A 13,807-nucleotide genomic window follows, 5' to 3' on the forward strand; every position below is an offset into this window, starting at 1 on the left:
GAAGGAGAATTGCCATGGGGTACATGACCGACGAGCGCCGGCTGATCCAGGAGACGGCGCGCGCCTTCGCCATGAAGGAGGTGCTGCCGGTCGCCAACAGGCTCGATCCCGAGAAGGGCGACATCCCGCGCGAGCTGATCCAGAAGCTGGCGGACATGGGCTATTTCGGCATCGTCATCCCCGAGCAGTACGGCGGCCTGGGGCTGGGCGTGTTCGAGTACTGCCTGATCACCGAGGAGCTGGCGCGTGCCTGGATGAGCGTCGCCTCGATCATCGCGCGCGGCAACGGGCTCTCGGCCGGCCGCGGCATGACCGACGCGCAGCGCGCGGTGTTCCTGCCGCGTGCCGCCCGCGGCGAGTTTCTGGGCGCCGCGGCGATGTCGGAGCCGAACGTCGGCTCCGATCTCGGCAGCATCGCCTGCCGGGCGCGGCGCGACGGCGAGGGCTGGGTGATCAACGGCAACAAGTACTGGTGCACCTTCGCCGACGGCGCCGACTACATCATGCTGGTCGCGCGCACGTCCGATCCGCCCGACCCCAGGCGCAAGCATGTCGGCCTGTCGTCCTTCCTGATCGAGAAGCCGCGCGGCACGCTGCCGCCCGGCGTCAAGGGCGCGCCGATTCCCAAGATCGGCTATTTCGGCTGGAAGACCTGGGAGCTGGCATTCGACGATTGCCGCCTGCCCGGCTCGGCGCTGATCGGGGAGGAGGGCCGCGCCTTCTACTACATCTCGGCCGGCCTCGAGCGGGCGCGCGCCCACACCGCGGCGCGCTCGATCGGCCTGGCGCGCGGCGCCCTCGAGGACGCCACCGCCTATGCCCAGGAGCGCCGGCAGTTCGGCCAGGCGATCGGCGAGTTCCAGAACACCCGCTTCCGGCTGGCCCGCATGGCGACCGAGATCGAGGCGGCGCGCCAGCTGCTCTATTTCGTGTGCGACGAGATCGATCAGAAGCGGCGCTGCGACAAGGAGGCGGCGATGGCGAAGTTCTTCGCCTCGGAGATGGCCGAGCGCGTGACGTCGGAGGCGCTGCAGATCTTCGGCGGCGCCGGCTACACCACCCTGCACGCCGTCGAGCGCTACTGGCGCGACGCGCGGCTCACCAAGATCTTCGAGGGCACTTCGGAGATTCAGCAGCGCATCATCTCCGACCATCTGCTTGGCAAACCGAAGCCGGCGTGACTCATGTCATCGTCAGGCCAATAGACCAACGCCGGTAGCCGCAAGCGCGCCCAGGATGACTACCAGCCAGGGCGCGGCTTTCCAGGAAACGAGCAGCAGGAGCGCCACGACGGCGATGGCGAAGTCCGCCGGGCCGTCGATCGCGCTGGTCCAGACTGGATTGTAGAGCGCCGCCAGGAGGAGCCCGACGACGGCGGCATTCACGCCTTTCAGGACCGACCTCATGACCGGGTGCTGGCGGATCCAGTTCCAGAAATGCAACGGGCCGATCGCCAGGAAGAAGGACGGCAGGAAGATTCCGATGAGGCAGAACAGGCCACCCAGCCATCCGCTGGGCTGCGGCCCCATGACGGTGCCGAGATAGGCGGCGAAGGTGAACAGCGGTCCCGGCACGGCCTGCGCGGCGCCATATCCCGCGAGGAAGGCATCGTTGCTCACCCAGCCCGGCTGAACGGTGGACGCCTGAAGCAGCGGCAGCACGACATGGCCGCCGCCGAACACCAGCGAGCCGGACATGTAGAAGGCGTTGAACACCGCCAGCAGCTGATCCCCGGTCGACGAGGCCAGCAACGGCAGCCCGATCAGCAGCACGAAGAACAGGACGATCGAGCCCACCGACCACAGCCTGCTGATGCGGATCGGGAGCGGAATCAGCGGCACGACCTCGCCCGGCAGGAACCGCCAGCCGATCAGGCCACCCAGAACGATGGCCCCGACCTGGCCGATCGTCGACGGAACGGCCAGCGCCGCCACCGTCGCAGCCGCCGCGATCGCCAGCCGCTCGCGATCGGGGCAGAGATTCCTCGCCATGCCCCACACTGCCTGGGCGACCACCGCCACCGCCACGATCTTCAGCCCATGCAGCCAGGCCGCGCCGGAAAGGTCGCCGAGCGCGGTCACGCCGTAGCCGAAGACGATCAGCGCCAGTGCCGACGGCATGGTGAAGGCGAGCCAGGCGGCGAGCGCTCCGGGGATACCCGCCCGGATCGTGCCAATCATGATGCCGACCTTGCTGCTGGCGGGCCCCGGCAGGAACTGGCTGAGTGCGACGACGTCGGCGTAGTGGTCCTCGTTGAGCCAGCGGCGACGATCGACGAACTCGGTGCGGAAGAAGCCGAGATGGGCGATCGGCCCGCCGAAGCTCGTGAGCCCCAGCCGCAGGAACGCGAGGAAGACCGTCCAGGCGGAGTCCTGCGAGGAAACCTCGGGTGTTTCGGTCGTATCGTTCATGACGTCGCTTCTCTTTAGCGGCCGATCAGCGTCCTGCGGAAGCCCGACCAGAACCCCGGCGCGGCCGACTCGGCCCGGCTGGTTGCCGCCATGCGGCGGTAGAGGTCGCGCAGGTTCAGCCGGTCGGCGCGCGCCTTGAGCTGGGCGCCCTGCTTGCCCGGCTCGAGCACGAGCTCGCGGGTGTGGAACGCCTCGAGGCCTGGCCGATGGCCGATGCTGACGACCGCCGTCCTGGGCAGGTCTTCGGCCAGGAGCCGCATGACGTTGGCCTGGCCGGCCTCGTCGAGCGCCGATGTCGCCTCGTCCATGAACACCCAGGCCGGCTTCTGGATCAGCACCCGGGCGAAGGCGACGCGCTGCTGCTCGCCGCCCGACAGGATGTGATCCCAGCGCTCGGTCTCGCCGAGCCGCCCGCGCAGATGATCGAGACCTACCTTGTGCAGGGCCTCGCGCAGGTCCTCGTCACTGAAACCCTCCGGCCGCTCGGGATAGAGGATGGCCTCGCGCAAGGTGCCGAGCGGGAAATACGGCTTCTGCGGCATGAAGGCGATGCTGGCCTTGGGCAGCTCGACCGCGCCGCGCCCCCACGGCCAGACGCCGGCGATGGCGCGCATGATCGTGCTCTTGCCGCTGCCCGACTGGCCGCGGATCAGCACCCTTTCGCCGGGCCGAATCTCGACCTCGGCCTCGGCGACCAGCGCCTCGCCGTCGGGCCGCGACAGGCCGACCTCGCGCAGGATCAGGCGGTCGGACCGGCCTGGCGTCACCTCGATGCGCTCGCCGTCTCCTGCCTCGGCGTCCTCCTCGAGATCGTGCAGCGCGGCGTGGAGATGGACCACGCGGTCGGTCGAGGCGCGCCAGTCGGCGAAGCGCGGGAAGTTGTCGATCACCCACGACAGCGCCCATTGCACGTTGGAGAAAGCCTGCGCCGTCTGCATCAGGCCGCCGAGCTGGATATCGCCGGCAAGATAGCGCGGCAGCGCCAGTATGAGCGGCACGACCGGCGCGATGTAGGCAAGCGAGCTGGTGAGCAGCGCCAGGCTGCCCTGGCCGCGCGTCTGGGCGTGCCAGGCAGTGCCGAGCTGGGACATGGCGTCGCGCAGCCGCTCGCGCTCGTCGGCTTCGCCCCGCATCAGGGCGATGCCCTCGGCATTCTCGCGCGCCCGGATCAGCACCGAGCGAACGTCGGCCTCGCGGCCCTGCCGCACATTGCCCGCCGCGATCAGGCCGCTGCCCAGCGCATAGGTGAGGATCGAGCCGAACAGGGCGTAGAGCACGGCCGCCCACACCATGTAGCCCGGCACGGAGAACTCCGTGGAGCCGATCCTGATCGGCAGCTCGCCCGAGAGCACCCACAGCACGCTGAGGAAGGTGATCAGCTGCAGAAAGCATTGCAGGATGCTCTGCGCGAACTCGACGGCGAGCTCGCAGGAAATGCGGATGTCCTCGGCGATGCGTCCGTCCGGGTTGTCGCAATCGTCGGCCAGTAGGCCGAGCTGGTACTGGCGGCCGGCGTGCAGCCAGCGCCGCGTCGTCACATGGGTGAGCCAGGTCCGCCAGTTGATCTGCAGGCGCCGCCTGATGTGCAGGTGGAGGGCGACGGAGATGCCCGCCGACACGACGATGGCGGCGAGGACGTAGACCAGCTCGGCCAGCTGGACGGTGTCACGCTTCTCCAGGGCGTCGAAGAAGTCGCGGTTCCAGACATTGAGCCAGAGCGCGATCGCGACATTGATCACGCCGAACAGCACCATGCCGGCCGTGAGGGACCAGGCGACGGTGCGATAGCCGGGCGCCGTCCAGTAGCCGCAGGCGATGGCGGCGAAGGCGCGAAGCGAGGAGGGCCGCGCGCTCACTCAGTCGCGGAAGCTCGGATCGATGCGATCGAGCTTGCGCAGAAGGGCCGGCCAGTCGAGCACGCCGAACGGCCGGCGGACATGCGGCTGGTAGTTCATGTAGGTGGCATCGACCACGTCGGCCGGGACCTCGATCAGCCTGGTGTTGCACGACATCGCCGCGATCTGCGTCTTGCAGGCGAGCTCGAGCCGATGCATGGCGTTGAACGCCTCGGGGATGGTGGCGCCGGTCGTCAGCAGGCCGTGGTTGCGCAGGATCAGGGCGTTGTTGTCGCCCAGGTCCCGGACCAGGGCCTCGCGCGACGCCGTGTCGATCACCACGCCGTCGTAGTCGTGATAGCTGATCCTGGCGAAGCGCATCGCGGTCTGGGTGTTGGGCAGCAGGCCGCATTCCATGGTCGAAACCGCCATGCCCGCCCAGGTGTGGGTGTGCATCACGCAGGCGACCTCGGGCTTGGCCATGTGGATGGCGCTATGGATCACGAAGCCGGCGCGATTGACGCCGTAGTCGAGGCCGCCGAAATCCGGTTTGGCGAGGATGTTGCCCTCGTGGTCGATCTTGAGCAGGCTCGACGCGGTGATCTCCTCGTAGAGCAGCCCGTAGGCGTTGATCAGGAAGGCATCGGGCTCGCCTGGCACGCGCACCGAGATGTGGTTGGCAATCAGGTCGGACATGCCATAGAGGTCGACCAGGCGATAGGCTGCCGCCAGATCGACCCTTGCCTGCCACTCCTCGGGCGAGACCTTGGCGCGAAGATCGGCGACTTTGGCTGTCTTGAGGGCATGCACGGACACGGGAACGCTCCTGGCTGATCGGCGGTTTCGCGACCGTAGACCGGCCTGCGGGCAAGCTCCAGCACGGACGTGCCGCCCTTCGAAGCCGCAAGCTTGCGGAAACCGCCGGAGCAGCCACTTGATATCATATCATATATGGTATCGGAGATCGTGAGAGTCGTGCTCGATACAGATGTCGTCGTCGCTGGAATGCGTAGCCCTGCGGGCGCGTCAGCAGCGCTGCTGATGGCGGCTCGCTCGCGGCGACTCGTGTTGCTGGCAACGGTCGCGATGTTCATAGAGTACGAGGCGGTCTGCCAACGTGCCGAACATCGAGAAGTTGCCGGCCTGAGCCGGTCTGAGGCAAGGCAGTTTCTCGATGCGCTCGCTCAACTGGTCGAGGCAGTCGAGGGTCACTACCTTTGGCGCGGCCGATTGCGCGACCCGAACGACGACATGGTGCTGGATGCCGCGATCAATGGCCAAGCCGACGCGATCGTAACCTTCAATCGGAAGGATTTCGGAACGGTCGCCAGCGAGTTCGACATCGAGGTTCTGCTTCCGCGCGACGCATTGAGGAGAATCACGCAATGAAACCGCCAGCGACCTATCCTCTGCGGCTGCCGGCGAGCCTGCGCGCCGAGGTCGAACGATTGGCCAAGCGCGAGGGCATCAGCGTGAACCAGTTCATCGCGCTTGCCGTGGCCCAGAAGGTCTCGTCCTTGAACACGATGACCTGGTTCGCTGAACGTCGTTCTCGCGCCGACATGAAGGTGTTCGACAAGCTGATGCGCCGGAAAGGCGGTGAGCCACCGCGCCCGGACGACACGAAATAGGTGCCATGGCGACCTCTAGGGCGTGCTGCGCCGCCCGACTCACGACCCATCCGCGTGCCTGCGCGAAGCCGAAGCGGCTTCGCGCAGGCGGAGGCTGGTCAGCCAAGACACCGACACCTGCACCAGATTCGCTGGGGAGGCACCCAGCACGCCCGGCGCGCACCACGATGCCGAGAAAATCGGGGTGGTACCCGCCCTGAACTTCATAGGAGCAGATTTTAGACCTTCTTCTTTGCGTCCTTGGGGTTTCTCGCCTCGATCGCGAGCGGGTAGGAGGTGGTCGACTTGATGCGTTCCATCGAGAAGCGCGAGGTCACGTTCTTGAGCGGCATGGTATCGATCAGCTTCTTGTAGAACGTGTCGTAGGCCTTCATGTCGGGCACGGCGACGCGCAGCATGTAGTCGATGTCGCCGGCCATGCGGTGGAACTCCATGACCTCGGGCATCGCGGTCACGGTCTGGGCGAACCTGGCGAGCCAGGCCGACGAATGATCGCCGGTCTCGATCGACACGAACACGGTGAGGCCGAGACCGATCGATTCCGGCGAGACCAGCGCCACGCGGCGCAGGATGACGCCCGCCTTCTCCAGGCGCTGGATGCGCTTCCAGCACGGGCTTTGCGACAGACCGACCCGATGGGCGATCTGCGCCAGCGAGAGGCTGGCATCCTCCTGCAGGAGGGCCACGATCTTCCTGTCGATGGCGTCCATGATCGGTCACTCGCGAGCTGGGCTGGGCTACTGTCGAGCCTGCGGTCGAAAATCTCAACAGGACTTCAGGTCGGCAGCGATTCGAGCCGCACGGGAGCGCCCAACCGCGCGCTCAGCAGGTCGGCCAGCGCCTCGATGTCGCCGTCGACCTGGCCGCCATAGGCGAGCAGCCGCCGGTCGGCGCGGGGCAACCGGGCCAGGCGCCAGTCGCCCGGCTCGCAGACCAGCGAGCCGACGCTGCGGCCGCCAGCCGAGATCGTCCACGGCGTGGGCACTTCCTGCGAACCAAGGAAGTAGCGCGCGGCGCGCTCGACGAACTGGTTGGCGAGGCTCGGCATGGTCCGACTGTAGGGTCCGACCGATCGGGCGGGCAATGAAACGGGCAGCCGTTGTTGATTGGCAGCACAGGAGAATCGTCTGTTGGGTGCCTCGCCAGGAGAAAAATTCGCTCCCGGGGCGAAGGTCAGGCCCTAAAGCAGCTTCGGCGTTGGCGAGCCTCTCCAGGGGGATGTTCTCGACCGATGGCATCGGCGTTGATCAGGGTCTAACCGCCGGCGAATCGATTTTCAGGCCGCGAGCGCGATCCATCAAGTAAGCCTGAAGCTCGACGTACTCCAAGGCATCGAGAGGCCAGGCCTCGGCGCGCACCCCGACGAGGCAGTTGCGCAGGCGACGCTTCAGCGAGCCCAGCCCCTGCCATTCCAGGCGATAGATCGGATAGCCGGTCGGATGGGCCTGCGGGATGACCACGCCGGCAAGCTGCTTGCCGGCATTGTCGTCGTGGCAGAGGGCGCAGCTCAGGTTCAGCTGTCCCTGGCGGCGACGGTAGATCTCGGCGCCGCGCTCGCGGAACGGCGCCAGGCGCGGATCGGCGGGCGGGGCGATCGGCTCACCGCGCGATTGATGCGCGACCAGGGCCTCGAGCGCCAGCAGATCGCGGTTTTCCGCCGGCCACGGCTCGGCCTGCTGCCGGCCGGTGCGGCAAAGGTTGATGCGACCCGCAAGGTCGACAGGCCTGTCGGCGCCCGGCGGGATCGCGGGGTAGCGGGCGGCGACGCCCTTCATGCCGCTCACAGGACCGTGGCAGTCGGCGCACGACGTGCCGCTGGCCCCGGCAGGCCTGCTCCACGCCTCGCCGCCGAGCTGGACGAACAGCATGCCGGGATTGGCGCTGTCGTCATCCTGCATCTTCCGCAGGGCCGGTCCCATGTCCTGGTAGCCGGAGCGCCGCGTCTCCAGCGCGCCCTGCGCCACGGCATAGGTGGCGATGAACAGCGAGACGAGCCCCAGGGCGGCGCGCGCGGATTTCATCCCACGGTGATCGCGACCTGCTCCTCGACGGCAAAGTCCTCGTCGCCGGTCCAGCGCAGGGCGATGGTGCCGCTCTCGCTCGCCACGGCGAAGAAGGAGACGAACGGGTTGGCGGCGACCGCCGGCGACATCGCCATGCTGAAGACCTCCCTGCCGTTCCAGGTCGCCGTGAAGCGCTCGATGATGTTGCGCGGGATGATGCGGCCGTTGGTGCCCGGCCGGAAGCCGGTCTCCATCGGGTGAAGGATCAAGGCCTTGATCTCGATCACCTCGCCGCGCCTGGCCGTCTTGGGGACGTTGATCATCACGTTGGCCATCAGGTCATCTCCTCGAGGCAGGCCGCCAGGGTGACGATCACGTCGGCGCTCGCGCTCCAGAATTCGCCCTTGCTCGTCTCGGCGATGGCCACGATCTTCTGCGAATCGCCGAGCTTGATGCGGGTGCCGATGACGGCCCTGCCGTTGCGCGGCCCGAGCGTGGCATCGAAGACGTGCGGCTGCGGGTTCTTCTCGTTGAAGACATGGATCGCCTTGACGTGGTCGGCCTCGCTCATCGGGCTCTCGACCGACACGGTGAGCGGCACGGCGTTGCCGTTCTCGATCAGCGGCGGCAGGTCGAGCGCGACCTTGCCTTCCCGGACCGTGGCATCTCCGACGACCTCCCGGATGGCGGCCGCCATCGTCTCGGGCGTGGCACGCGCGGCGGCGACCGGCAGCATCGTCACCAGCGCCGTACCGGCGAGGAAGGAGCGTCGTTGGAGTCTACATGTCGTCATTCGCGCGCACTCCCATCTACTCCTCCCCAGCTCTGCTGGGGAGGTGTCAGCGTCTTACGCTGACGGAGGGGTCATGGACTGCGGGCGTCCCGCCCGCTCATGATGCATGATCAATCATGAACGCGCGGGACGCCCCCGGTCAAAAGAGACCACGCCCCCTCAGTCGCCGTAAAACGACGACACCTCCCCAGCGAAGCTGGGGAGGAGAAAGAAAAATCAAAGCCCTCACTCTTTCAATGTCACCAGATAGGCCACGACATCCTCGACCTGCTCGGCGGTCAGGACGGTCTTGCCGACGAACGGCCTGGCGACGTGCTGCAGCCCGGTGGTCCGGTAGTAGGCCGGCATGATCGTGTCGGGATTGAGACGGGGGCCGTCGACGATGCGCAGCCGCAGCTGGCCTTCCGACCAGCGCGCGCCCGCGCCGGCCAGGCTGGGCGCCAGCGTGCCCTGGAAGCGTTCCTCCGGGATCGGCCCGGAATGGCAGAGCAGGCAGAGGCCGACGCTGCGGTTGGCGACGATCGCCCGACCGCGCGCGGCATCGCCCGGCCGCCCGGTCAGGGACGTAGCGATGGCGTCGCCGCTGACGGTGTAGGGCCGAAGCGGCTCCTGCGCGGAGGCGGCGGGCGCCGCCAGGGTCAGCAGGAGTGCGAGCGCCGCAGGTGACAACTTTTTCCGTCGACTTCGTTCCCTTGCCGGGAGCCCCCATGTCCGCGCCATGCCCGTCAGCCGTATACCTCGGCGGTGATCGTGCGGAACCAGCTGCTGGCGTACAGCGCCTCCTGACCGCGAAAGCCGCCGACGACCTCGAGCGGGCTGACACCGCCGGCCCCTGGAACGTCCGCCAGCACGCCCTTGTTCGGTCGATAGACGCCGGCGACGGAAATGCCGTAGTCGGCCGCGACCAGGCTGTAGCAGGTGTTGATCAGGATGGGATCCTGTGGCTTGCGGCCGGCCAGCAGGTTGACGATGGCGGCGGCACACACCTTGGCCTGGGCGTTGGCGGCGAAGGCCGACTTCGGCATGCCGCCCATGATCGCCGCATCGCCCAGAACGTGGATGCCGGGCTGCAGGGTCGATTCGAAGGCGACCGGCTCGACCGGGCACCAGCCGGTGCGATCGGCGACACCGGCCTGGTGCGCGATCGCGCCTGCCTTCTGCGGCGGGATCACGTTCGCGACCGCGGCCTTGTGACGCCCGAAATCGGTGACCAGGGTCAGGGTCGTGGGATCGACCGCGGTGACCTTGCCGCCATTCGACAGCGACACCCATTCGATCATGCCGGGATAGAGCTGCGCCCAGGCATTCTGGAACAGGCGCTGCTTGGAGAACGCGTCCTTCGAATCGAGGATCAGCAGCTTCGACTTCGGCTTCCAGATCTTCAGCCAGTAGGTGATCAGGCTCGCGCGCTCGTAGGGTCCCGGCGGGCAGCGGAAGGGATTGGCCGGCGAGGAGATCACCACCAGCCCGCCATCGTCCATGTTCTGCAGCTGCTGGCGCAGCAGGACGGTCTGGGCGCCGGCCTTCCAGGCATGCGGCATGATCTGCGCCGCCGCCTCGTTGTAGCCCGGGATCGCATTCCAGTCGAAATCGATGCCCGGCGACAGCACCAGGCGGTCGTAGGCCAGCGTGCTGCCGTCGGACAGCGTCACCGACTTCGCGGATGCGTTGATCGCCGTCGCCGACAGTTGCGCCACCGTGACGCCGGCCTTGGCCACACCCTGGTAGCCGAACTGCTGCTGGTCGATGGACCGCAGGTCGGCCAGCACGTTGTTGCTGAAGGGGCAGGCGGTGTAGGTCGCGTTCGGCTCGACCAGCGTGACCGTGAGCTTGGGCTCGAGCGCCTTCAGCGTGCGCGCCGCGGTGGCGCCGCCGAAGCCGCCGCCCACGACGACGACCCGGCCGGCGCCTTGTGCCGAGGCGATCGACGGGGCGACCGCCGGAGCCAGGCCGGCGGCCAGACCGAGCTTGAGAAAGCTGCGCCGCGACGCCATGGCCCTACTCCGGCCGGGCGGCGAACCAGGCCGCGATGGCGTCGATCTGGGCATCGTCGAATCCCTTGGCGATGCGGCCCATCACGCTCGACGGCCAGGCGCCGCTGCGATATTCGCGCATTGCCGTGACAATGTCCGTCGCCTTGCGTCCGGCGATGCGGGGAATGACCGAATCGGCCACCTTCACGGGCGCGTGACATCCCGTGCAGGAGCTCGCGCCCGGCGGCGGCTCGGCCGCCTCTGCCGCGCCGGCCAGCAGGAGCGCGCCAGCCAGCGCAGGCAGAAGTGCTCGTCGCATCAGGCGCCCTTCTTCAGCTCGTGATGCATCAGCGGCAGGTCGCGCACGCGCTTGCCCGTCGCCTTGGCGATCGCGTTCAGGACGGACGGTGCCGCCACGGCGATGGTCGGCTCGCCGACGCCGCCCCAGAAGTCGTGCGTCGGCGCCAGGACCGTTTCGACTTTGGGCATCTCGTCGATGCGCATCAGGTTGTAGCTGTCGAAGTTGGTCTGCTCGACGGCGCCGTCCTTGACGGTGATCTCGCCGTACAGCGCCGCCGACAGGCCGTAGGCGAACGAGCCCGCGACCTGGCGCTCGATCTGCGCCGGGTTGACCACATGGCCCGGATTGGTGGCCGCCGTTATCTTGTGGATCTTGAGCGCGCCGTCGGAGCTCACCGAGACCTCGGCGACGCCGGCGACGTAGCTGCCGTAGCCCATCACCTGGGCGATGCCGTGGAAGTGGCCGGCCGGCAGCGGCTTGCCGTAGCCCGCCTTGTCGGCCGCCGCCTTGAGCACGGCGGCCCATTTCGGCTTCAGCATCTTGAGGCGGAAGGCCAGCGGATCCTGGCCGGCGGCTTCCGCCAGCTCGTCCATGAAGCATTCCATGTAGATGGCGTTCTGGTTGGTGTTCACGCCGCGCCAGAAGCCCGCCGTGATGTGCGGGTTGCGCATGGCGTGATCGATCAGCAGGTTCGGCACCGTGTAGCCATAGGCGGATTCGACGCCGCCCGCCATCAGGCCCTGGAACACCACCGGGTCCATGCCGTTCTGCAGGTTCTGCGGCAGCAGCGAGGCCAGGATCGACTGGCCCGAGATGCGGACATGCAGGCCGACCAGGTTGCCCTGCGCGTCGAGACCGCCCGTGAGCTTGCACATCGTGGTCGGATGGTACTGGCAGTGCGTCATGTCCTCTTCGCGCGACCAGATGAGCTTGATCGGCGTGCCCGGCATCTGCTTGGCGGCGAGCACCGCCTGGCGCACGTAGTCGGCCCGGCCGCGCCGGCCGAAGCCGCCGCCCAGCAGCTGCTTGTGGACGTCGCACTGGGCGACCGGCAGGCCGGACGCCTCCGCCGCCGCCGCCATCGCCGCTTCGCCGTTCTGCGTGCCGCACCACACCTCGCACTTCTCGGGGGTGTAGCGCGCCGTGGCGTTCATCGGCTCCATGGTGACGTGATGCTGGTAGGGGAAGCTGTAGGTCGCCTCGACCTTCTTCGTCGCGCCGTCGATCGCCGCCTTGGCATCGCCCACCTTGTTGCCCACGAAGGCCTCCGTGGCGGTGAGCCCTTCCTTCAGCATCGCGGTGATGGTCTCGGTCTGGACCTCGGCGAGCTTGCCGGTGTCCCATTCGGTCCGCAGGGCGGCGAGCGCGGTACGCGCATTCCAGTAGGTATCGGCCACGACGATCACGGCGTTGCCGTCGATGGCGAAGACCTTCTTGACGCCGGGCATCTTCTCGACCCGGGCTGCGTCGAAGCTCTTGAGCTTCCCGCCGATCACCGGACAGGCGCGCACGGTCGCGACCAGCATGCCGGGCATGGTGAGGTCGATGCCATAGATCTGCTTGCCGGTGACCTTGTCGACCGTGTCCAGCCGATTGAGCGGCTTGCCGGCGATCTTCCAGTCCTTGGGGTCCTTGAGCTTGACCTGCTTGGGCGGCTCGAGCTGCGCGGCCGCGGCGGCGACTGCGCCGAAGGTCGTCTTCTTTCCCGACGGGTGCGTGATCACGCTCTCCGACGCTTTGCACTCCGACGCCGGCACCTTCCAGTCGGCCGCGGCGGCGGCGATCAGCATCTCGCGCGCCATGGCGCCGCCCTCGCGGACGTACTGCTGGCTTTCGCGGACGCCGCGGCTGCCGCCGGTCGAGAAGTTCCTCCACACGCGGCTGCGCTTCAGGTTCTCGTTTGGAGTGGGATATTCCCAGGTGACCTTCTTCCAGTCGCACTCGAGCTCCTCGGCGACCAGCTGGCAGAGGCCGGTCAGCGTGCCCTGGCCCATCTCCGAGCGGGCAATGCGAATCACCACCCTGTCGTCGGGGTGGATCACCACCCAGGCGTTGATCTCCTTGACCTCGGCGGCGTGCGCGGCGCCGTCCCCGACGGGAAGGCGCATGCCGAGCGAGAAGCCGCCGGCGACGGCGGCGGCGCTCACCAGGAAGTTGCGGCGACGCAGCGAGGTGCGGCCGAGCGAGGTTTGAATCGTCATGGTACGTCCCTCCTCTCTCACGCCTTGGCCGCTGCGTGGATCGCCTCGCGCACCTGCTGATAGGTGCCGCAGCGACAGATGTTGGTCATCGCCGCATCGATGTCGGCATCGGTCGGCTGCGGCTTCGCCGCCAGCAACGCCGTCGCCGCCATGACCATGCCGCTCTGGCAATAGCCGCACTGGGGCACGTCGAGCTTGACCCAGGCTTCCTGGATCCTGGTCAGCGTGCCGTTGGCGGCGAGCCCCTCGACGGTGACCACCTTGCGGTTGCCGACCGAGTTCAGCGGCACCTGGCAGGAGCGGGTCGCCACGCCGTCGATGTGCACGGTGCAGGCGCCACACTGGGCGATGCCGCAACCGTACTTGGTGCCGGTGAGGCCGAGTTGCTCGCGCAGCACCCACAAGAGCGGCGTGCGCGGATCGGCGGTGAAGTTCACGGACTTGCCGTTGACGTTGAGGACAGCCATCCCGGTCTCCCGTCTCAATGGATAAGTGTGGCCGGAGCCTAGCCGAGCGCTCCGCGAGCGGCCAGCGACCGCACCGATTTCACGGATGTGTGATTGTCGCGAGACGGACATTCGCACCGCTTTGTCGCAGAACTGTGCCGGCCAATCGCGCCCTTTGTCGCCAGTTGTCGCGCCCGAACCCGCTTGCAAACA

Annotated in this window: 16 protein-coding genes; 3 read left to right on the top strand and 13 right to left on the bottom strand. The window is 67.8% G+C overall.

Going from position 1 to position 13,807, the window contains the following annotated elements; all coding sequences use genetic code 11:
* Positions 1–14 precede the first annotated feature (14 nt).
* On the top strand, positions 15–1,181 hold the full coding sequence (locus AB7O82_RS02345) for an acyl-CoA dehydrogenase family protein (protein ID WP_428543962.1): 1,167 nt from the start codon (positions 15–17) through the stop codon (positions 1,179–1,181).
* A gap of 12 nt (positions 1,182–1,193) precedes the next feature.
* Here the strand turns inward: AB7O82_RS02345 and chrA are convergent, their stop codons facing one another.
* Genes chrA through AB7O82_RS02360 form a run of 3 tightly spaced genes read right to left on the bottom strand, consistent with a single transcriptional unit; the run spans position 1,194 to position 5,062 of the window.
* On the bottom strand, positions 1,194–2,411 hold the full coding sequence (chrA, locus tag AB7O82_RS02350; protein ID WP_428543960.1) for a chromate efflux transporter: 1,218 nt from the start codon (positions 2,409–2,411) through the stop codon (positions 1,194–1,196).
* A gap of 14 nt (positions 2,412–2,425) precedes the next feature.
* A complete protein-coding gene (locus AB7O82_RS02355) occupies positions 2,426–4,267 on the bottom strand; it encodes an ABC transporter ATP-binding protein/permease (RefSeq protein ID WP_428543958.1) in 1,842 nt (613 codons plus the stop codon).
* A complete protein-coding gene (locus AB7O82_RS02360; protein ID WP_428543956.1) occupies positions 4,268–5,062 on the bottom strand; it encodes a class II aldolase/adducin family protein in 795 nt (264 codons plus the stop codon).
* A 159-nt stretch (positions 5,063–5,221) separates the two neighbouring features.
* Between AB7O82_RS02360 and AB7O82_RS02365 the strand changes: the two genes are divergently transcribed.
* Positions 5,222–5,635, top strand: coding sequence for a putative toxin-antitoxin system toxin component, PIN family (locus AB7O82_RS02365; protein WP_428618552.1), 414 nt, complete (start codon positions 5,222–5,224; stop codon positions 5,633–5,635).
* Entirely contained in the window at positions 5,632–5,877 is a 246-nt protein-coding gene (locus AB7O82_RS02370; protein ID WP_428543952.1) for a toxin-antitoxin system HicB family antitoxin, read from the top strand. Before AB7O82_RS02365 ends, AB7O82_RS02370 begins: the two co-directional genes overlap by 4 nt.
* A gap of 218 nt (positions 5,878–6,095) precedes the next feature.
* Here AB7O82_RS02370 and AB7O82_RS02375 read toward each other — a convergent pair whose 3' ends face one another.
* The 10 genes from AB7O82_RS02375 to AB7O82_RS02420 all read right to left on the bottom strand — a co-directional run bounded on the left by AB7O82_RS02375 (position 6,096) and on the right by AB7O82_RS02420 (position 13,615).
* On the bottom strand, positions 6,096–6,587 hold the full coding sequence (locus tag AB7O82_RS02375; RefSeq protein ID WP_428543950.1) for an Lrp/AsnC family transcriptional regulator: 492 nt from the start codon (positions 6,585–6,587) through the stop codon (positions 6,096–6,098).
* A 65-nt stretch (positions 6,588–6,652) separates the two neighbouring features.
* On the bottom strand, positions 6,653–6,925 hold the full coding sequence (locus tag AB7O82_RS02380; protein WP_428539220.1) for a hypothetical protein: 273 nt from the start codon (positions 6,923–6,925) through the stop codon (positions 6,653–6,655).
* Between the two features lie 199 nt (positions 6,926–7,124).
* The gene (soxA, locus tag AB7O82_RS02385; RefSeq protein ID WP_428539217.1) at positions 7,125–7,898 is read right to left on the bottom strand and encodes a sulfur oxidation c-type cytochrome SoxA; all 774 of its coding nucleotides are present in this window, start codon (positions 7,896–7,898) and stop codon (positions 7,125–7,127) included.
* On the bottom strand, positions 7,895–8,215 hold the full coding sequence (gene soxZ, locus AB7O82_RS02390) for a thiosulfate oxidation carrier complex protein SoxZ (protein WP_428618555.1): 321 nt from the start codon (positions 8,213–8,215) through the stop codon (positions 7,895–7,897). Before soxZ ends, soxA begins: the two co-directional genes overlap by 4 nt.
* Complete coding sequence (locus AB7O82_RS02395) at positions 8,215–8,673, bottom strand: SoxY-related AACIE arm protein (RefSeq protein ID WP_428539212.1); 459 nt, start codon at positions 8,671–8,673, stop codon at positions 8,215–8,217. Before AB7O82_RS02395 ends, soxZ begins: the two co-directional genes overlap by 1 nt.
* 225 nt (positions 8,674–8,898) lie before the next feature.
* Positions 8,899–9,342 carry a sulfur oxidation c-type cytochrome SoxX gene (soxX, locus tag AB7O82_RS02400; protein ID WP_428618558.1) on the bottom strand — a complete coding sequence of 148 codons (444 nt, stop codon included), beginning with the start codon at positions 9,340–9,342 and terminating at the stop codon, positions 8,899–8,901.
* 56 nt (positions 9,343–9,398) lie between these two features.
* Positions 9,399–10,667, bottom strand: coding sequence for an FCSD flavin-binding domain-containing protein (locus AB7O82_RS02405; RefSeq protein ID WP_428618561.1), 1,269 nt, complete (start codon positions 10,665–10,667; stop codon positions 9,399–9,401).
* Positions 10,668–10,671: 4 nt separating this feature from the next.
* On the bottom strand, positions 10,672–10,965 hold the full coding sequence (locus AB7O82_RS02410; RefSeq protein WP_428539206.1) for a c-type cytochrome: 294 nt from the start codon (positions 10,963–10,965) through the stop codon (positions 10,672–10,674).
* Positions 10,965–13,148, bottom strand: coding sequence for a molybdopterin cofactor-binding domain-containing protein (locus tag AB7O82_RS02415; protein WP_428618563.1), 2,184 nt, complete (start codon positions 13,146–13,148; stop codon positions 10,965–10,967). The genes AB7O82_RS02410 and AB7O82_RS02415 overlap by 1 nt, the downstream gene beginning before the upstream one ends.
* Positions 13,149–13,165: 17 nt before the next feature.
* Positions 13,166–13,615 carry a (2Fe-2S)-binding protein gene (locus tag AB7O82_RS02420; RefSeq protein ID WP_428539202.1) on the bottom strand — a complete coding sequence of 150 codons (450 nt, stop codon included), beginning with the start codon at positions 13,613–13,615 and terminating at the stop codon, positions 13,166–13,168.
* Positions 13,616–13,807: the final 192 nt, after the last annotated feature.

The organism is Reyranella sp. (genome assembly GCF_050185545.1).
In the GTDB taxonomy this organism is placed as follows: domain Bacteria; phylum Pseudomonadota; class Alphaproteobacteria; order Reyranellales; family Reyranellaceae; genus Reyranella.

What these genes read in the sequence shown, in the direction of transcription:
- AB7O82_RS02345 (WP_428543962.1), top strand. Translation starts at nt 15, where the DNA reads ATGGGGTACATGACCGACGAGCGCCGGCTGATCCAGGAGACGGCGCGC.
- chrA (WP_428543960.1), bottom strand. Translation starts at nt 2,411, where the DNA reads ATGAACGATACGACCGAAACACCCGAGGTTTCCTCGCAGGACTCCGCC.
- AB7O82_RS02410 (WP_428539206.1), bottom strand. Translation starts at nt 10,965, where the DNA reads ATGCGACGAGCACTTCTGCCTGCGCTGGCTGGCGCGCTCCTGCTGGCC.
- soxA (WP_428539217.1), bottom strand. Translation starts at nt 7,898, where the DNA reads ATGAAATCCGCGCGCGCCGCCCTGGGGCTCGTCTCGCTGTTCATCGCC.
- AB7O82_RS02420 (WP_428539202.1), bottom strand. Translation starts at nt 13,615, where the DNA reads ATGGCTGTCCTCAACGTCAACGGCAAGTCCGTGAACTTCACCGCCGAT.
- AB7O82_RS02370 (WP_428543952.1), top strand. Translation starts at nt 5,632, where the DNA reads ATGAAACCGCCAGCGACCTATCCTCTGCGGCTGCCGGCGAGCCTGCGC.
- AB7O82_RS02375 (WP_428543950.1), bottom strand. Translation starts at nt 6,587, where the DNA reads ATGGACGCCATCGACAGGAAGATCGTGGCCCTCCTGCAGGAGGATGCC.
- AB7O82_RS02415 (WP_428618563.1), bottom strand. Translation starts at nt 13,148, where the DNA reads ATGACGATTCAAACCTCGCTCGGCCGCACCTCGCTGCGTCGCCGCAAC.
- soxZ (WP_428618555.1), bottom strand. Translation starts at nt 8,215, where the DNA reads ATGGCCAACGTGATGATCAACGTCCCCAAGACGGCCAGGCGCGGCGAG.
- AB7O82_RS02395 (WP_428539212.1), bottom strand. Translation starts at nt 8,673, where the DNA reads ATGACGACATGTAGACTCCAACGACGCTCCTTCCTCGCCGGTACGGCG.
- AB7O82_RS02380 (WP_428539220.1), bottom strand. Translation starts at nt 6,925, where the DNA reads ATGCCGAGCCTCGCCAACCAGTTCGTCGAGCGCGCCGCGCGCTACTTC.
- AB7O82_RS02405 (WP_428618561.1), bottom strand. Translation starts at nt 10,667, where the DNA reads ATGGCGTCGCGGCGCAGCTTTCTCAAGCTCGGTCTGGCCGCCGGCCTG.